Below are 17,878 nucleotides of genomic sequence, written 5' to 3'. Positions count from 1 at the left end.
ATGATTTTATGTGCCAACCGCCTTGTAATCTGCATTATTATGTGAATTTTATTAGTTAGTGATTCACTATGGATACAATTACTTCTTAGTGATGCTATGGGTACGGAATCACTTCCCAATATTAGAAGGGACTTTGACCATATCGACTGAGCAATCGCGGAGTGGATTTTGTTAACTTCTTGATTAGGCTTGCAACTGGGCGCTATGGGGATAGGGTCATCGTTTCTTCTGAGTACTGAATGTCCCTCATGCATGAAGCAGCCCATCAGATCATCGATCTCTACGAACGTCACGCTCAAACATGGGATCGTGTTCGCTCGCGGCGTCTGGTCGAACAATCCTGGCTGGATCGTTTTCGCCAGGCCATGCCGGTTGCGGCTGGTCATGTCCTCGATATCGGCTGTGGCTGTGCCGAACCCATGGCTGGTTACTTGATCGGCGCGGGACACACTGTGACTGGCATTGATTCGTCCATGGCGATGATCGCCTTGTGTCGGCAACGTTTTGCCCAGCACGATTGGCATGTTGCCGACATGCGCCAATTGGCGCTTGAACAGCGCTTCGCTGGCATTCTGGCGTGGGACAGTTTCTTTCACCTGACGCCTGAGGATCAGCGTCGAATGTTCCCGATTTTCCAGGCCCATGCCCAACCTGGTGCTGCGCTGATGTTTACCAGCGGAACGGCCCATGGCGTTGCGTTGGGCAGCTTCGAGGGTGAAACGCTTTATCATGCCAGCCTGGACCACGATGAATATGTTGCGCTGCTCGATGCCCATGGTTTTAGCGTCGTTGAGCAAACAACGGAAGATCCGGCTTGTGGTGGACATACGATCTGGTTGGCTGTTTTCGGTTAGATTTTTGGATAGAAACGTCCCTTTGCCCTGCTCGCTCATATAAGTAATTCATATAACTCGACTAAACAACCATTTAGTTGAGTTATGTTCAGGCGAAGTTCGATCGTATTCGACCAGCGTGACCACGCTCCTTCCAACCGCCCTCTCCCTCCATAGCGTAAAAATGGATTACTCCGATTACGACTAATGCTTAGTGCTTATCGTGATTAACCTCAGTGGAAAGTTCCGGCCCAGCAGCAATACTCCACTCTGTTTCGAAAACCATTCGAGTATAGCGTGGGGCAATAAGTCATGAACTTGAGCGTCTGCGAAGCGAAAGAATCTCGACTTTCGTTAATCAAGCGATGCCTGCGCCAGCCGTTACTGCACTTCTTAGTTGCCGGTTTTGCACTCTTCGTACTGTACGGAGGTTTGCACCCTTCAACGGTCAATCAAGATCCGCAACGCATCGAAATTACCCCTGAAGTTGTTCAGCGGCTTGCGATTTCCTGGCTGGCACGTTGGCAACGCCCCGCCTCGGAGCAACAGTTGCAGGCCCTGATTGATGACTATGTGAAAGAGGAAATCCTCTATCGCGAAGCACTGAAACTTGGCCTGGACAAAGACGACACCATCATTCGCCGCCGACTGGCGCAAAAAATGGATTTCCTCGCCGAAGATGTCGCTTCACTTCGCGAACCGGCCCCGGGTGTACTGGAGGCTTGGTACAACCGGCATCAGGACCAATATGCCCCGCCCCCTCTGGCGACCTTCCATCATGTGTTTTTCGCCCTGGACAAACGCGGTGCGGATGCGCAGGCCCAGGCTCAAGCCGCGCTAAGAGGGCTGACTGACAGGAACAGCGGCGAAGGCGATGCCTTCGTGTTTGAAAGCGCCTACACAGAGCAATCACAGGATCAAGTGGCGCGGGTCTTTGGTTCTAAGTTCGCCCTTTCGTTGTTCCAACAAACGCCGGGTAGTTGGGTGGGCCCTGTGGAGTCAGGTTTTGGCTGGCATCTGGTGTGGATCGACACGCTGGCCAAGCCACCGGCACCGCCTTTCGAAACCGTGGCCCAGCAGGTCAAGTCCGATTGGTTGTCCGAGCAACGCAGCGAATCGAAACGGGCGAATTTCGATGCGCTCAAAGCACGCTATGAAGTCGTGGTGATGATGCCTGCTGCCGCCGCTGACGTTGCCGCTATCCAGACGGAGCGGCCGTGATGAGGCGCAGGGTCTGGCTGCTGTTACTGCTCGGGTGCATGGGGCTGAGCGCCATGGCCCATGAGTCGCGCCCCGCTTATCTGGAACTCAACGAAACGGCTGCCGGGCGCTATGACGTACTGTGGCGCACGCCGGTGCTGTCAGGCATGCGATTGCCGATTGCGCTGCGGTTTGCCGAAGGTGTGCGCACTGTCGTTGACCCGGTGGAAAGCCAACTGAACGATTCGCTGATCGAACGCCGGGTCATTGAAGCTGGTCCCGCCGGGCTGGTCGGGCAGCGCATCGAGTTTGTCGGCCTGCAAGCGAGCATCACCGATGTGCTAGTGCGTGTCTCGCGCCTGGACGGCAGCCTGACCACCACCCTCGTCCACCCCGCGCAACCCTGGATGGAAATCGCTGCCACGCCGGGAATGTTCTCGGTGGCCGGTGCGTTTCTGGTCCATGGCATCCAGCACATCCTGGGGGGCTTCGATCACTTGCTGTTCGTCTTCGGTCTCCTGCTGCTGGTGGGTAATGGCTGGATGCTGGTGAAGACCATCACCGCGTTTACCCTCGCCCACTCCATCACCCTGGCACTCGCAGCATTGGGGGCGGTGCGGCTTGCCGGCCCGCCTGTGGAAGCGACGATTGCCCTGAGCATCCTGTTGCTGGCGGTGGAAATCACCCGCAAGAACCGTGGCGACGTCAGCTTCACAATCCAATGGCCATGGGTGGTGGCGTTCTGTTTTGGCCTGTTGCACGGTTTTGGTTTTGCCGGTGCGCTGGCGCAAATCGGCTTGCCCCAGCGCGACCTGCCGCTGGCGCTGTTCACTTTCAATGTCGGCGTCGAAATCGGCCAGTTGATGTTCGTCGCCGCCGTGCTGTGCCTGCGAGCGCTGTTGCTGCGATGTCGGCTGCCACGGTCCGCGCGCCTGTATGCCCGACCGATTGCGGCCTACGGGTTGGGAACACTGGCGGCCTTCTGGTTTTTCGAACGAGTCTCGAGTTTCTGGGCCTGAACTTCACCCTGTCACTGCCGTATTCCGGAGACGTGGAATATGAAAACCCCTACACACTTCACCGCGCCGTCACTGCTCGGTTGCGCCGTGCTCACTGTCAGCTCATTGGCAATGGCAGAGGGCAATCCGGACCGCGAGGTTTACTTTGGCCAGACGCACTCGCACAGCTCCTGGTCGATCGATGCCTACCTGATCGGCAACCACCAGGTCGATCCCGAGCAAGCCTACCAATACTCGCTTGGCATGCCGGTCAAGCACCCGATGGGGTTTGAAGTGCAGCTCAAAGGCCGACCGCTGGATTTCCATGGCGTCACCGATCACTCGGAATACGTCGGCGTGATCGCCCTGGCCAACGATCCGAAGTCAGACTTCAGCAAACTGCCCATCGCGCAAAAACTGATGGTCAAGACTCCGGAAGATTTCAACCGGGTGTTCAAATGGATCGCCGGCAGCTTGAACAATCCCATCAAGGAACTGATTGATCCGAAGGTGGCCGGCAACATCTGGCAGCAGAACATCGCCATCGCCGACAAGTACTACAAGCCCGGCAAGTTCACCACCTTCGTCGCCTATGAATGGACCTCGGCACCGAACAATCAGAACATGCACCGCAACGTGTTTTTCCGTGACTCGAAGAAGGTGCCGGACCTGCCCTTCACAGCACTCGACTCGAACAAACCCGAGGACTTGTGGAGCTGGATGGACGATCAACGGAAAAAGGGCAATGAAATACTGGCGATCTCCCACAATGCCAACCTCAGCAACGGCCTGATGTTTCCGGTGGACGTCGATGACCGTGGCCGGCCCATTGATGCCGCCTGGGCGCAAGCGCGGATGCGCAATGAATCCCTCACCGAAATTCACCAGGTCAAGGGCACTTCCGAAACCCACCCCGAACTGTCGCCAACCGATGAATTTGCCAATTATGAAATCATGAGTTTCCTGCTTGGCATCGACAACAGTACGTCGAAAATCAATGGCAGCTACATCAGGCAGGCTTGGCAAAATGGCATGGCCATGCAGGAAACCCGTGGGTACAACCCCTATAAAATGGGCGTAGTCGGTGCCAGCGACTCGCACAACGGTGTGATTCCCTATTTGCAGAGCAACAACTTCGGCTCCCACGGATTTACCGACAGCACCCCGGCCGCGCGCCTCTCTGGCAAAGACAACTCGGGCATGGTCGCTTTGCAAACCAGCACCTCCGGCCTGGCCGGCGTCTGGGCGGAAGAAAACACCCGTGAATCGATCTTCGATGCCATGAAGCGTAAAGAGGTCTACGGCACCAGCGGCGTGCGCATCCCCGTGCGCATGTTTGGCGGCTGGGGCTTCGACAGCAGTCTGTGGAACGAAAAAGACTGGGTGCATGCCGCCTACGCCAAGGGCGTTCCCATGGGCGGCGACTTGCCGGCAAAACCGGGTAAGCAGGCACCGTCCTTCGTCGTATGGGCAGTCAAGGATGCCGACGATGGCAACCTCGACCGAATCCAGATCATCAAGGGCTGGACCAAAAACGGCCAGACCTTCGAGAAGATCTACGACGTCGCCTGGGCCGGTGATCGCCAACCGGATCCGGTCACCGGCAAAGTCCCTGCGGTGGGCTCGACCGTCGATGTTTCCAAGGCGACCTACACCAATACCATCGGTGCCACGGAGCTGAAAAAAGTCTGGGTCGATCCGGACTTCGATCCGGCCCAGCACGCGTTCTACTACGCCCGCGCGCTACAGATCCCGACCCCGCGCTGGAGCACCTATGACGCAGCCAAGCTGCAAGTACCGCCACCGGCCGACGTCTCGCCCACCGTCCAGGAGCGCGCGTGGACCTCACCGATCTGGTACACGCCGACAGCCGAGGACAGCAAGACTGTCGCTGGCGGCAAAACCATTGACCAACTGAAAACCGAAGGCGCCAAAGCGCTCACTAACGAGCAGTTGCAAACCTTCGTGGTGGGCAAAACCATCAAGGTGCGCAATACCGTCACCGGCCAGACATTCGAAATCGTCTATGGCACCGACGGCCAACGCCTGGTCGCCAGCGTCGATGGCAAGGCGCCCGCCGAGGGGGAATACCTGAACATGCTGCATGGCGGGCAGTTCGGCGTACCGGCCAAGTATGAAATCAAGGACGGGCACCTGCTGACAACACTCGGCGGCACGCCCTTCGAGGCCACGGTGTTCGAGCAGAACGGCAAGTACGTGGCGGCTCGCAGCAACGAATTCGGCTATGTGAATTATGAGGTTGAAGCGGTCAAGTAGCGCCGAGGCCAGCACCGATGTTCTGCATCCATCGGTGCTGGCAAATTAACGCGAAAGGATAGGCATTACCGCAGGCCCAAAAAGCCAGCCGATGACTCTTTACATCTCAACCTGTGTGCCCAATTCTATTACCCGATTCAATGGCAACTTGAAGTACTTTAGATTGCTATTGGCATTTTTCAGCAAAAATGCGAACAGGCTTTCTCGCCAACGGGCCATACCGATGCGCTTGGTCGGGATCACCGTTTCCCGGCTGAGGAAATAGGTCGTGCGCATCGGACTGAAGTCCAGTTCGGTCAAGTGACAGAGACTCAACGCCAAGGGCACATCGGGCTCCTCGATAAAACCAAAGTGCAGACTGACCCGGAAGAACCCTTCACCATAGGCCTCAACCTCGAACCGCCGATCAGCACTCACGCGAGGGCTGTCTTCAGACACTACTGTCAGCAATACCACTTGCTCATGCAAAACCTGGTTATGCAGCAGGTTGTGCAGCAGCGCATGAGGAACAGCATCGGTCCTGGCCGTCAGGAACACCGCCGTGCCTTGTACACGATGGGGTGGTTGCGTACGGATGCTGCTGATGAACAGCGGTAGAGGCAGCGCCGATTCATCCAGCCGCTCGACGATAATCTTTCTGCCGCGCTTCCAGGTCGTCATCAAAATGAACAGACCAATGCCGGCGATCACCGGGAACGCACCGCCCTGGAAAATCTTCGGCGCATTGGCCGCGAAATACAGACTGTCTACGAGCAAGAAGCCGAGCAGCATGGGAATGGCCAGCCAGCGCGGGGTTTTCCATAGGAGCAGGACGACTGCCGAAGACAGGATCGTTGTGATCAGCATGGTTCCGGTCACCGCGACGCCATAGGCTGCGGCCAATGCGCTGGACGACTCGAAACCGATGACCAGCAGGACAACACCGACCATCAGTGCCCAGTTAACCGTGCCGATGTAAATCTGCCCCTGCTCCTGACTGGAGGTGTGCTGGATAAACATGCGCGGGATATAACCCAATTGAATGGCCTGGCGAGTCAGGGAGAAAGCACCGGAAATCACCGCTTGTGAAGCGATGATGGTGGCCAGGGTGGAGAGCGCGACCATCGGCAGCAGTGCCCAATCTGGCGCCAGCAAATAGAACGGGTTACGCACAGCCTCCGGGTTTCCCAGGATCAACGCGCCCTGGCCGAAGTAATTGAGTGCCAAACCGGGCAGTACGAGCATGAACCAGGCACGGGAAATCGGCTTTCGACCAAAGTGCCCCATGTCGGCATACAGTGCTTCAGCACCGGTCAATGCCAACACGACAGCCCCCAGAATCGCCACACCGATGCCCGGATGAACCACGAAGAACTGCACTGCCCAGACAGGGTTGAGAGCTTGCAACACTTCCGGGCGCTGCAAAATCCCGTAGATGCCAAGCGCGCCCAACACCACAAACCACAGCACCATGACCGGACCAAACAGGATGCCGATTCGAGCCGTGCCATGTTTTTGTATCAAGAACAGCGCCACCAGCACGATCACTGACAAGGGCACAACCCAGTGCTCGATCCCGTCAAACGCCAGCTGTAGTCCTTCAACCGCAGAGAGCACCGAAATAGCCGGGGTAATCATGCTGTCCCCGTAAAAAAGTGCCGCGCCAAACAGGCCGAGCAGTACCAGTACCTTGCTCATGTGCGGATAAGGTGCTGCCGCGCGGCGGGCTAACGCCGTCAACGCCATGATGCCGCCTTCGCCCTGATTGTCGGCTCGCAGGATGAACAACACGTACTTGATCGAGACCACCCAGATCAGCGACCAGAAGATCAACGACAGAATGCCAAGCACCCCGTCGTGATTGACCTGAACCCCGTAGTGGCCGGAAAAGACTTCTTTGAGCGTGTAGAGGGGGCTGGTGCCGATGTCCCCGTAAACCACACCAACGGCGGCGACGAGCAAGCCCGCGCCAGACGTTTTGGATTGGGAATCTGTTTGCGCGCTGATTACATTTTCACTCAAGGGTCGCTTCTCTCAAATTGCGGGGGAGGAAGTTCTCGCCATCCTTGGGCAATACGGGGCCAGCGTCATTGGAAATGCAGGCGGACGCATGGATGGACTAAAAAATCGCGGCCAGTATCGTTGGGGGCAAAACCGCCTACCGTAAAGAAAGCGTAAAAATTTATACGGCAGCCTCCAAACGTTCTGATAAACCTCACCCGTCCAGGCCTTCTCGAACCATGTCGAGGAAGGTCGTCAGAATACGCCGCGAGCTCTGTGCGCGCAGGCACACCAATGTCTCGGTGAAATGCCGCTGACAGTCAACGATCGGCAAGCCGCGAACCCGTGAATCCGAGCCCAGTTCGGCGGCCGAGACGACCCCGACGCCCATGCCGATCGCCACCGCCTCGCGCGCGGCTTCACGCCCCTCCACTTCGATGGCCTTGCGGATGTGCAAACCCGCCGCAGCCATCTCCTCCTCCAGGGATAAGCGCGTGACCGAGCCCTGTTCGCGCAAGACCATGGGCGTGTCGTGCAGGTCGGCCAGGCAGATGGACTCGCGTTGTGCCCAGGGGTGGTCCTGGGCGACGAAAGCGAGCATGGGATCGCTGCGCAGATGCAGCGACATCAAGCGGTCGTCTTCGATGTTGCGCCCCAGCAGAGCGATGTCGGCCTGGTGGCTGAACAACCGCTGCAGGACCTCATCGGTATTGGCGGTTTCGATCTTCACATCGATACCGGGGTAACGGCTGCAGAAGCGTGAGACATAGGGCAGGACGTGCACCGGTGCATCCACGGCAAGGTTCAGGGTTCCGGTCGACAGGGTGCGATAGTCCGTCAGCATGTCGTGGGCATCGACACTGATATCGAACAGGCGCTGGGTCAGGCCGAACAGCCGCTCACCCACCTCAGTCAGGCGCACCAGGCGCTTGTCGCGGTAGAACACCATCACCCCGTAATAATCCTCGAGTTTGCGCACCTGGTCGGATACCGCAGGTTGCGACAGGCACAGTTGCTCGGCCGCCCGGGTGAAGCTGCCATTCATGGCGACGGCGTGAAACGCCTTGAGTTGGGTATGGGAAATCGTCATCGGCACACCTTGCTATAGGTTCAACTTATTCGTTCATACGATAAATCGATTTTATTTATAAAAAATGAACTGCAAGCATGATTCTCACAAGTGCCGCCCTCGTATCCCTCCAGGAATGCCCTATGGAAATTGAACGTTTCGCTGTGACAAAACGCCGTTCGGACATGGTCCGGTACTACAACCATCTCTATATCGGTGGCCAGGTTGCCACGGACCTGCAGGGTGATATCCAGGCGCAGACCCGCGAGGTGTTGGCCTCTATCGAGCAGCTTTTGCTCAGTGCCGGCAGCTGCCGCGAGCGGGTGCTTTCGGTGCGCATCCTGCTCGCCCATCGCGAAGACTATGAAGGGCTGAACCGGGTCTGGGACGAGTTTTTCCCTGAAGGCCATGCCCCCACACGCGCTTGCACCCTGGCGCAGCTGATCGACCCCGGTTGGCGCGTGGAAATGATCGTAGTCGCCGCGTGCGGCTGATTGCGCCCTCAACCCTGCCTCGAACCGATCCAACGGAGATGACCCCATGCGCCCCTACTGGCTGGACCAGGCCCTGAAAAATCAACCCGCTGCGCCCTGCCCTGCGCTGCAACAGAACACCCGCGCCGACGTCTGCATCGTCGGCGGTGGCTATACCGGTCTGTGGACCGCCATCATGCTCAAGGAACAGAATCCCGAGCTGGACGTGGTGATCGTCGAAGCCGACATCTGCGGTGCCGGTGCCAGTGGGCGCAATGGCGGCTGCGCGCTGTCATGGTCGGCCAAGTACTTCACCCTCGAGCGCTTGTTCGGCGTCAAGGAGGCGATACGCCTGGTCAAGGAATCGGAGCAGAGCATCTACGCCATCGGCACCTTCTGCGAAAAGTACGCGGTAGATGCCGATTACCGTCTCGACGGCACGCTCTACACGGCGACCAACCGCGCCCAGGTCGGCTCGACCGACGGGGTGATCGCGGCACTGGAGCGCCATGGCATCAACTCTTTCGCCAAATGTGCGCTACCTGACGTGCAACGCATGGCCGGCTCGGCCCGGCACATCGAGGGCTGGTTCTCGCCGGCGGCTGCCAGTGTGCAGCCGGGCAAGCTGGTCCGCGGGCTGCGCCGGGTAGCACTGGAACTGGGCGTACGGATTTTCGAGGGCACGCCGATGACCGGTCTGGAAGAAGGCATGCCCGCCAGCGTCAATACACCGAACGGCAAAGTGACCTGCGACCGGGTCGTGTTGGCGATGAACGCCTGGATGGCCCGTGCCTTTCCACAGTTCTCGCGTTCGGTGGCCATTGTCTCCAGCGACATGATCATCACCGAGCCGCGACCTGACTTGCTCGAGCGGATCGGCCTGACCAGCGGGGTCACCGTGCTCGACTCGCGGATTTTCGTGCACTACTACCACAACACCCCGGACGGCCGGATCATGCTCGGCAAAGGGGGCAACACCTTTGCCTACGGCGGTCGCATCTTGCCAGTGTTCGACCAGCCATCACCCTACGCAGGGCTGTTGCGCAACACGCTGACGGAGTTCTTCCCGGATTTTGCCGACGTCGGTATCGCCGCCACCTGGAACGGCCCTTCCGATCGCTCGGTCACCGGCCTGCCTTTCTTTGGCCGCATGGGCGCGAGCGGCAACGTCTTCTATGGCTTCGGCTATTCCGGCAGCGGCGTGGGTCCGTGCCACATGGGTGGGCAGATCCTGTCGTCGCTGGTGCTCGGGGGGGACAACCCCTGGACGCGCTCGCCGCTGGTGCAAGGTCCACTTGGGCATTTCCCGCCAGAGCCGGTGCGCTACCTGGGTTCATTGATGGTGCGTAACGCCATTCGCCGCAAGGAGCATGCTGAAGACCACAACCGGCCTCCCCGTCGGCTTGACGTGCGGCTGGCGAAATTCGCGGCGGCCGCCGGCAAGGCGGACAAGGGATAGCCGCCTCGCCCTCCAGGCGAAATTTCACGCTGACCCACAGAAAACCCCGCGCGGTCATGCACCGCGCGGGGCTAATCCACTTCCTGTCAATTCATGCGTGCAGCGTACGGCGCGTGCTCCGGCCAAGTGCATTTCCACTTATAAGCTCAGCTTGTTTGTGACATGTGATAAATCGATTTCAGTTATTTCTTGCCAAATGTTTTTATCAACCCATGCATCACTCCCCCACAAAAACAACACCGCCGGAGAAGATCATGACCAAAGCCGAATTCCCGACTACCCAGCCACTGGCAACCCCAGCCCTGGGTGAACCCTACCTGCTGACCCCAGGCCCGCTGACCACCTCCAAAGCCACCAAGGAAGCCATGCTGCGCGACTGGGGATCATGGGACGGCGCCTTCAATCAGGTGACCGCTGAAGTTCGCCAGAAACTGCTGGGCATGGCCGGCGTAGAGGATGACAGCTTCGCCTGCGTGCCACTGCAAGGCAGCGGCAGCTACTCGGTCGAGGCCGCCTTGGCCACCGCCATCCCCCGTGACGGCAAGGCCCTGGTGCTGATGAACGGCGCCTACGGTCAGCGCGCCACCAAGACCCTTGAGTACCTCGGTCGCGCGTTCATTACCCTGGACAAGGGCGATTATCTGCCGCCCCAGCCCGAAGAAGTGGACGCCCTGCTCAAGGCCAACCCTGACGTCACCAACGTCTTCGTCGTCCATTGCGAAACCAGCTCCGGGATCCTCAACCCGCTGCGTGAAATCGCCGATGTGGTGAAGGCCCACGGCAAGAGCCTGATCATCGATGCCATGAGCTCCTTCGGTGCCGTGCCGCTGACGGTGAATGAAATAGCCTTCGACGTGGTGGTGTCCTCCGCCAACAAGTGTATCGAGGGTATCCCGGGCTTCGGTTTCGTGATCATCCGCCGTTCCGTGCTGGAAGCCGCCAAAGGCCGCGCTAACTCGCTGTCCCTCGATCTCTTCGAGCAATGGGCCTACATGGAACGCACCGGCCAATGGCGCTTCACACCGCCGACCCACAGTGTGGTGGCGTTCCACAAGGCACTGGAACAGCACAGCGACGAAGGTGGCGTGCAGGGTCGACTGGCGCGCTACACCCGCAACCGCGACGTGCTGGTTGCCGGCATGCGCGAACTGGGTTTCAAGACGCTGCTGGAAGACCGTTGGCTGTCGCCGATCATCACCACGTTCTTCAGCCCTGAACATCCCAACTTCGATTTCACGCGCTTCTACGAAGAACTCAAGGCCCGCCAGTTCATCATCTACCCCGGCAAGTTGACCGTTGCCGAGAGTTTCCGCATCGGCTGCATCGGCCAGATCGACGAATACATCGTCCACCAGTTGCTCCGCGCAATCGCGGACAGCCTGGTCGCCATGGACGTGGACATGCTCAAGCCCGCGGCCTGATCGACCCTTTTCAAGGTCTCTGCCGATTCGAGCGAAGGTGCAATGGGTAGCACCTTTGGGCAGGGATCTTTTTTTAAACCATGGATTCGATGACGTACCGCTCGGCAGCGCCGGGCAGGAGTCAGCGATCGCGTAATTCATGAATCAAAGCCTGATGCCATTGGCACGTTCATCAATCGATGTCGTGCGAATGGACAGACTTGTGCACCGAAAACAAAAACAAAAACCGACCAATTTGCGCTGTCTGGCACCACATACGGGATCAGTACACCATGAACAACACGACAAGCCCTCTCGCAACCGGCTGGAAATCCCTCCAGCGTTGGCGCGTGCAGATTTTCCTGATCACCTGGGTGGCGTATGCCGCCTTCTACTTCACCCGCAAAGCTTTCTCTGTCGCCAAGCTGGGTATTGGCGAAGACCCGAACTTCGTACTTGAAAAGTCCATGATGGCCAATCTCGACGCCCTCTACCTGATCGCCTATGCCGTGGGTCAGTTCCTCTGGGGCAATTTCGCTGACCGCTTCGGGCCGAGGGTCGTGGTACTCAGCGGCCTGGTCATCTCGGCCCTGGCGGCGCTGCTCATGGGCACCTATGCCACCTTGCCGATTTTCGTCTCCTGCATGTTGGTACAGGGGCTTGCGCAGTCCACCGGTTGGTCAGGCCTGTGCAAGAACGTCGGCAGTTTCTTCAGCACTGGCGAACGTGGCCGTGTACTGGGTTATTGGTGCACCTGCTACGCCTTCGGCGGTCTGGTAGCCACGCCGTTTGCCGGCTGGTGGGCTTATCAGGCCTATCACGACTGGCGCATCGCGTTCATCAGCAGTGCCGTTGTCGTGCTGGTGGTGGCGGTGTTGTTCTATTTCCTGCAGCGCAACCGTCCGGAAGACGTGGGCCTGCCTGCTGTCGAAATCGAGATCGAACCCGTCAGCGGCGTCGTGGTTCCCCGCGAAAGCATGTGGGCCGGCTTACGGACCGTGATGAAAAATCGCACCGTCCTGATTCTCGGCCTGGCCTATTTCATGCTCAAGCCCGCGCGCTACGCCATCCTGCTGTGGGGCCCGGTGATCATCTACGAACGCATGCCCGAGATCGGCAAGGTTGCCTCTGCCATCGTCCCAACCTCGTTTGAACTGGCAGGTCTGGTAGGCCCCATCCTCATCGGTATCGCCTCAGACAAATACTTCGGCGCTCGCCGCATACCGGCCTGCGTGCTCAGCCTGGTGGTCCTCACCGTCTGCCTGGGACTGTTCGTTCCCGCCATGCAAAGCGGCAGTCTGTACATGGTGGTCGGCCTGCTGTTCATGATGGGCCTGACGCTTTACGGGCCGGACTCGATGATCAGCGGCTCGGCGGCCATCGACTTCGGCAGCAAGGACGGGGCTGCCTCCGCCGCAGGCTTCGTCAACGGCTGTGGTTCGGTCGGTGCGGTCCTTGGCGGCCTGCTGCCGGGTTACTTCGACACCATCACCGTGTTCCTGGTGTTCACCGGCGCCGCACTCCTGGCCAGCCTGATGTTGGTGCCTTTCTGGAACAGCCGGCCGAAAACACTGGAAAACCCGCTGTTGGTATCGACCCCGGTGCAACCGGTCATTGTCGGCACCACGCCCTGAATTCGTACTACCCACTCACCTTTCCCTGGAGCAATCATCATGCAATACAAACAACCTTCCCAACTGCAAGCCGTGGTTCTGGACTGGGCGGGCACCGTCGTTGATTTCGGTTCCTTTGCACCCACGCAGATTTTTGTCGAAGCCTTCGCCGAGTTTGGCGTAGCGGTCTCCCTGGCAGAAGCCCGGGGCCCGATGGGCATGGGCAAGTGGGACCACATCCGCACTCTGTGCAACGAGCCGCAGATCGCCGCACGTTACCAGGCAGCCTTCGGACGCCTGCCGACGGATGACGATGTCACCGCCCTTTATGAGCGCTTCATGCCCTTGCAGATCGAAAAGATCGCCCTGCACTCGGCGCTGATTCCAGGGGCCCTGGATACGATCGATGCCTTGCGCGACAAGGGTCTGAAAATCGGCTCGTGCTCCGGTTACCCGGCCGTGGTCATGGAGAAAGTCGTCGAGCTGGCGCGCAAGAACGGCTACGTCGCCGACCACGTCGTGGCCACTGACGAAGTACCCAATGGCCGCCCGCACCCGGCCCAGGCCCTGGCCAATGTGATCGCTCTGGGCATCAGCGATGTGGCCGCTTGCGTCAAGGTCGACGACACCTGGCCAGGCATCCTTGAGGGCCGCAGTGCCGGCATGTGGACGGTCGCATTGACCTGCTCCGGCAACGCACTGGGGCTGACCTATGACCAGTTCAGGGACTTGCCCTCGGACAAGCTGGCCGAAGAGCGCGCCCGCATCACCAGGATGTTCGAAGGTTCGCGCCCGCATTACCTGATCGACACCATCGTCGATCTGCCGGCCGTCATTGAAGACATCAATGCACGCCTGGCTCGTGGCGAAACCCCTCAGGGTTCCTGACCCTGCGCCGCTTGTGCACCTGACAGTGACCGTCCCACGGGCGGTCACACCCAAGAACAACAAGAGAACCCGATCATGAACTACGCCCACCCAGGCACTGCCGGTGCCATCGTTTCCTTCAAGTCCCGCTACGGCAACTACATCGGCGGCGAGTTTGTCGCCCCGGTCAAAGGTCAGTACTTCACCACCACCTCGCCGGTGAATGGCCAAACGATTGCCGAATTCCCCCGCTCCACGGCCGAAGACATCGACAAGGCCCTGGACGCTGCCCACGCAGCTGCCGATGCCTGGGGCAAGACCTCGGTGCAGGACCGCTCGCTGGCGCTGCTGAAAATCGCCGACCGCATCGAGCAGAACCTCGAACTGCTGGCCGTCACTGAAACCTGGGACAACGGCAAGGCCGTGCGTGAAACGCTGAACGCCGACATCCCGCTGGCGGTGGACCACTTCCGCTATTACGCCGGTTGCATCCGTGCCCAGGAAGGCAGCTCCGCTGAAATCAACGAACACACCGCGGCCTATCACTTCCATGAGCCGTTGGGCGTGGTCGGCCAGATCATCCCGTGGAACTTCCCGATCCTGATGGCCGCGTGGAAACTCGCCCCGGCACTGGCTGCTGGCAACTGCATCGTGCTCAAACCCGCCGAGCAAACCCCGCTGGGCATCACCGTGCTGGTCGAACTGATCGGCGACCTGCTGCCACCGGGCGTGCTGAACATCGTGCAAGGCTTCGGCAAAGAAGCCGGCGAAGCCCTGGCCACCAGCAAACGCATCGCCAAGATCGCCTTCACCGGCTCGACCCCGGTCGGCTCGCACATCATGAAATGCGCCGCCGAAAACATCATTCCGTCCACCGTGGAGCTGGGTGGCAAGTCGCCGAACATCTTCTTCGAAGACATCATGAAGGCCGAACCGTCCTTCATCGAGAAAGCCGCCGAAGGCCTGGTGCTGGCGTTCTTCAACCAGGGCGAAGTCTGCACCTGCCCTTCCCGCGCGCTGGTGCAGGAGTCGATCTACGACGAATTCATGCAAGTGGTGATGAAGAAGGTCCTGCAAATCAAACGCGGCGACCCGCTGGACACCGACACCATGGTCGGCGCCCAGGCGTCCGAGCAGCAATTCGACAAGATCCTTTCGTACCTGGAAATCGCCAAGGGCGAAGGTGCCGAGTTGCTGACCGGCGGCAAGGTGGAAAAACTCGAGGGCAACCTGGCGAGCGGCTATTACATCCAGCCGACGCTGCTCAAGGGCACCAACAAGATGCGCGTGTTCCAGGAAGAAATCTTTGGCCCGGTGGTGAGCATCACCACCTTCAAGGACGAAGCCGAAGCCCTGGCCATCGCCAACGACACCGAGTTCGGCCTGGGCGCCGGCCTCTGGACCCGCGACATCAACCGCGCCTACCGCATGGGTCGCGCCATCAAGGCCGGCCGTGTGTGGACCAACTGCTACCACCTGTACCCGGCGCACGCCGCGTTCGGCGGGTACAAGAAGTCCGGCGTCGGCCGTGAAACCCACAAGATGATGCTTGATCACTATCAGCAGACCAAAAACCTGCTGGTGAGCTACGACATCAATCCGTTGGGCTTCTTCTAAGCAGCGGGGAATGTAGGAGCTGCCGCAGGCTGCGATCTTTTGATCGTTGCTTGTCGGTGGCTCCCATTGCCAGATCAAAAGATCGCAGCCTGCGGCAGCTCCTACAGGAGCGAGCCTGCTCGCGAAGGCGTCCTCACTGACCTGAGATTTTTCTGTTCCCCTTGATCGCCCCTTTGGAGCCCTCGATGAAAATCCGTTACAAGGTGAGCCTTGTGGCTGCTTGTGTGCTGTTGGTGACCACCAGTCTTCTATCGCTGGTTCAGGTAGAGCAGATCCGTAGCATTTTGCGTCACCAGGTCGAGGCGAGCATTGCCGAATCGAGCAATGCGGTGGCACGTCAGATCGAGAACTGGCTGAACGGCAAGCTTCATTTGATGGACCTGGCCTCCCAGGCGATCGATCGCCAGTACAGTGTGCAAACGACCCAACGGATCATCGACTCACCCATTCTGAAAGACGAATTCAAGCTGGTGTTTGGCGCCCTCGAGGCTGATGGAAAGCCCATCAAGAATACGGCGGCGTGGAATCCGAAACCCGATTATGACGGCCGCACCCGTCCCTGGTATTCGACGGGAAAGACCGGCAGCCAAGCCGTCCTGACCGAACCCTACAAGGACTCCACCACGGGTGAAATCCTGATTTCGGCCGTCGCCCGGATCAGCGACGCGGGGCAGTTGCTCGGGGTGTTTGGCGGCGACATCCGCCTGACCACGGTGGCCGATGCCATCAATACCCTGGATTTCGGCGGGGCCGGTTACGCGTTCCTGCTCAGTAAAAGCGGCAACATCATTTCTCACCCGGACGCCGAACTGAACGGCAAGCCCTACAGTCAGCTTTTTGCCGGGAGCGCCCTGCCCCTCGACGCTCAGCTTCAAGAGGTGAGCAGCGGCGGGAAATCCCTCCTGGTGTCCTTCATCCCGCTCTCCGGTCTCAAGGGTATGGATTGGTACATCGGCGTGGTCCTGGACCAGGACATCGTCATGGCCGCCGCCCATACCCTGAGTTGGCGAGCCGTGATCGGTACCGGCCTGGGCGTGCTGCTCAGCCTGTTGGTGTTGGGCCTGCTGGTCAGGCGACTGCTGCGGCCACTGGAACAACTGAAGGACTCGCTGGCAGACATCAATCGCGGTGAAGGTGACCTGACCCGCCAGCTGCCGGTGATCGGCAATGATGAAATTGCGCTGGTCGCCGGGGAGTTCAACCAGTTCCTGCACAACCTCAAGGCGCTCATTGGCGACGTGAAAAACAGCTCGCAACAGGTCCGCGAGAGCACCACCGCGACCTCATGCGAAGCGGATCAGGCCGCCAACCGCGTACAGGTGCAATTGCAGGAACTGGATCAACTGGCCACCGCCATGACCGAGATGGCCTCGACCGCCGAGGATGTGGCGCGCAACGCGCAAACCGCTGCCGAAGCGGCCATCGCGGCTAACGAAGAAACCGCCGACGGCGTCGCTCTGGTTTCCCGGTCTACCGGGGCCATCAAGCGCTTGGCCGAGGAGATGGACGCCACCGGTCATGCGATCAATGACTTGTCCACCCTCAGCCAAAGCATTGAATCGATTGTGGCGGTCATCACCAGCATCGCAGACCAGACCAATCTGCTCGCCCTCAATGCCGCCATCGAGGCGGCCCGTGCCGGCGAATCGGGACGCGGATTTGCGGTCGTAGCCGATGAGGTGCGCTCCCTGGCCTCGCGCACCCAGCAATCCACCCAGGAAATACGCGAGATGATCGACCAGCTGCAGACCGGGGTAAAACATGCCCAGGCACGCATGCAGCAGAGCCGCGACACGGCCAGCAAAACGGCTGGCGATGCCAAGGCCGCCAATGACACCCTCGAACGCATACGCCTGGCCATTTACCGCATCAATGACATGAACCTGCAGATTGCCGCAGCCGCAGAAGAACAAAGCGCCACGACCGAAGAAATCAACCGCAACACCACCAATATCCGCGACATCAGTCTTGAAGTCTCCGGCAGCGCGGACAAACAGGTTCGCCAGTGCCTGGTCATGGTCGACCACGTCGGCCAGCAAGACAAACTACTGAGTCGCTTCCGGATTTGAATGTTGCATTTGCCCGAATGCTT

Annotated in this window: 13 protein-coding genes and 1 pseudogene; 12 read left to right on the top strand and 2 right to left on the bottom strand. The window is 59.3% G+C overall.

Features of this window, described 5'->3' with window-relative positions; genetic code table 11:
* Positions 1 to 248: 248 nt before the first annotated feature.
* From KSS91_RS14195 to KSS91_RS14180, 4 genes are all read left to right on the top strand, one after another.
* Entirely contained in the window at positions 249 to 854 is a 606-nt protein-coding gene (locus tag KSS91_RS14195) for a class I SAM-dependent DNA methyltransferase (RefSeq protein WP_217835112.1), read from the top strand.
* A gap of 291 nt (positions 855 to 1,145) precedes the next feature.
* The gene (locus KSS91_RS14190; protein ID WP_217835111.1) at positions 1,146 to 2,054 is read left to right on the top strand and encodes a peptidyl-prolyl cis-trans isomerase; all 909 of its coding nucleotides are present in this window, start codon (positions 1,146 to 1,148) and stop codon (positions 2,052 to 2,054) included.
* Positions 2,054 to 3,052, top strand: coding sequence for a HupE/UreJ family protein (locus KSS91_RS14185; protein ID WP_217835110.1), 999 nt, complete (start codon positions 2,054 to 2,056; stop codon positions 3,050 to 3,052). Before KSS91_RS14190 ends, KSS91_RS14185 begins: the two co-directional genes overlap by 1 nt.
* 39 nt (positions 3,053 to 3,091) lie before the next feature.
* Positions 3,092 to 5,308, top strand: coding sequence for a DUF3604 domain-containing protein (locus tag KSS91_RS14180; RefSeq protein WP_217835109.1), 2,217 nt, complete (start codon positions 3,092 to 3,094; stop codon positions 5,306 to 5,308).
* Between the two features lie 99 nt (positions 5,309 to 5,407).
* On the opposite strand, the gene KSS91_RS14175 is transcribed toward KSS91_RS14180, so the two are convergent.
* Together KSS91_RS14175 and KSS91_RS14170 are read right to left on the bottom strand one after the other, a co-directional pair.
* Positions 5,408 to 7,309 carry a potassium transporter Kup gene (locus KSS91_RS14175; RefSeq protein WP_015095085.1) on the bottom strand — a complete coding sequence of 634 codons (1,902 nt, stop codon included), beginning with the start codon at positions 7,307 to 7,309 and terminating at the stop codon, positions 5,408 to 5,410.
* Between the two features lie 193 nt (positions 7,310 to 7,502).
* Positions 7,503 to 8,378 (bottom strand): LysR substrate-binding domain-containing protein, encoded by an 876-nt coding sequence (locus tag KSS91_RS14170; protein WP_217835108.1) that lies wholly within the window; start codon positions 8,376 to 8,378, stop codon positions 7,503 to 7,505.
* Between the two features lie 122 nt (positions 8,379 to 8,500).
* Between KSS91_RS14170 and KSS91_RS14165 the strand changes: the two genes are divergently transcribed.
* The 8 genes and pseudogenes from KSS91_RS14165 (at position 8,501) to KSS91_RS28755 (ending at position 17,855) form a co-directional block, all read left to right on the top strand.
* A complete protein-coding gene (locus tag KSS91_RS14165; protein WP_217835107.1) occupies positions 8,501 to 8,851 on the top strand; it encodes a RidA family protein in 351 nt (116 codons plus the stop codon).
* 46 nt (positions 8,852 to 8,897) lie between these two features.
* Positions 8,898 to 10,289, top strand: a complete 1,392-nt coding sequence (locus KSS91_RS14160; RefSeq protein WP_217835106.1) for an FAD-dependent oxidoreductase — start codon at positions 8,898 to 8,900, stop codon at positions 10,287 to 10,289.
* A gap of 254 nt (positions 10,290 to 10,543) precedes the next feature.
* Positions 10,544 to 11,710 (top strand): 2-aminoethylphosphonate--pyruvate transaminase, encoded by a 1,167-nt coding sequence (locus KSS91_RS14155; RefSeq protein ID WP_015095082.1) that lies wholly within the window; start codon positions 10,544 to 10,546, stop codon positions 11,708 to 11,710.
* Between the two features lie 272 nt (positions 11,711 to 11,982).
* Positions 11,983 to 13,323, top strand: coding sequence for an MFS transporter (locus KSS91_RS14150; RefSeq protein WP_015095081.1), 1,341 nt, complete (start codon positions 11,983 to 11,985; stop codon positions 13,321 to 13,323).
* Positions 13,324 to 13,362: 39 nt separating this feature from the next.
* On the top strand, positions 13,363 to 14,190 hold the full coding sequence (phnX, locus tag KSS91_RS14145; RefSeq protein WP_007970212.1) for a phosphonoacetaldehyde hydrolase: 828 nt from the start codon (positions 13,363 to 13,365) through the stop codon (positions 14,188 to 14,190).
* A gap of 75 nt (positions 14,191 to 14,265) precedes the next feature.
* Positions 14,266 to 15,786: an acetaldehyde dehydrogenase ExaC gene (gene exaC / locus KSS91_RS14140; protein ID WP_217835105.1), complete on the top strand. Its 1,521-nt coding sequence runs from the start codon at positions 14,266 to 14,268 to the stop codon at positions 15,784 to 15,786.
* A gap of 185 nt (positions 15,787 to 15,971) precedes the next feature.
* Positions 15,972 to 16,997 (top strand): annotated as a pseudogene (locus KSS91_RS28760) (HAMP domain-containing protein); the annotation flags it as partial.
* 144 nt (positions 16,998 to 17,141) lie between these two features.
* Positions 17,142 to 17,855 carry a methyl-accepting chemotaxis protein gene (locus KSS91_RS28755; protein WP_437179753.1) on the top strand — a complete coding sequence of 238 codons (714 nt, stop codon included), beginning with the start codon at positions 17,142 to 17,144 and terminating at the stop codon, positions 17,853 to 17,855.
* Positions 17,856 to 17,878: the final 23 nt, after the last annotated feature.

Origin of the sequence: Pseudomonas azerbaijanorientalis (assembly GCF_019139795.1) — a bacterium.
GTDB classification, from domain to species: Bacteria; Pseudomonadota; Gammaproteobacteria; order Pseudomonadales; family Pseudomonadaceae; genus Aquipseudomonas; species Aquipseudomonas laurylsulfatiphila.
The sequence above is the reverse complement of the archived record's forward strand: the minus strand, read 5'-3'. Positions and strand labels throughout refer to the sequence as shown.

Bases quoted from the DNA above. Each gene is read 5' to 3' on its own strand.
- KSS91_RS14195 (WP_217835112.1), top strand. From the start codon at position 249: ATGCATGAAGCAGCCCATCAGATCATCGATCTCTACGAACGTCACGCT.
- KSS91_RS14190 (WP_217835111.1), top strand. From the start codon at position 1,146: ATGAACTTGAGCGTCTGCGAAGCGAAAGAATCTCGACTTTCGTTAATC.
- KSS91_RS14185 (WP_217835110.1), top strand. From the start codon at position 2,054: ATGAGGCGCAGGGTCTGGCTGCTGTTACTGCTCGGGTGCATGGGGCTG.
- KSS91_RS14180 (WP_217835109.1), top strand. From the start codon at position 3,092: ATGAAAACCCCTACACACTTCACCGCGCCGTCACTGCTCGGTTGCGCC.
- KSS91_RS14170 (WP_217835108.1), bottom strand. From the start codon at position 8,378: ATGACGATTTCCCATACCCAACTCAAGGCGTTTCACGCCGTCGCCATG.
- KSS91_RS14165 (WP_217835107.1), top strand. From the start codon at position 8,501: ATGGAAATTGAACGTTTCGCTGTGACAAAACGCCGTTCGGACATGGTC.
- KSS91_RS14160 (WP_217835106.1), top strand. From the start codon at position 8,898: ATGCGCCCCTACTGGCTGGACCAGGCCCTGAAAAATCAACCCGCTGCG.
- KSS91_RS14155 (WP_015095082.1), top strand. From the start codon at position 10,544: ATGACCAAAGCCGAATTCCCGACTACCCAGCCACTGGCAACCCCAGCC.
- KSS91_RS14150 (WP_015095081.1), top strand. From the start codon at position 11,983: ATGAACAACACGACAAGCCCTCTCGCAACCGGCTGGAAATCCCTCCAG.
- phnX (WP_007970212.1), top strand. From the start codon at position 13,363: ATGCAATACAAACAACCTTCCCAACTGCAAGCCGTGGTTCTGGACTGG.
- exaC (WP_217835105.1), top strand. From the start codon at position 14,266: ATGAACTACGCCCACCCAGGCACTGCCGGTGCCATCGTTTCCTTCAAG.
- KSS91_RS28755 (WP_437179753.1), top strand. From the start codon at position 17,142: ATGACCGAGATGGCCTCGACCGCCGAGGATGTGGCGCGCAACGCGCAA.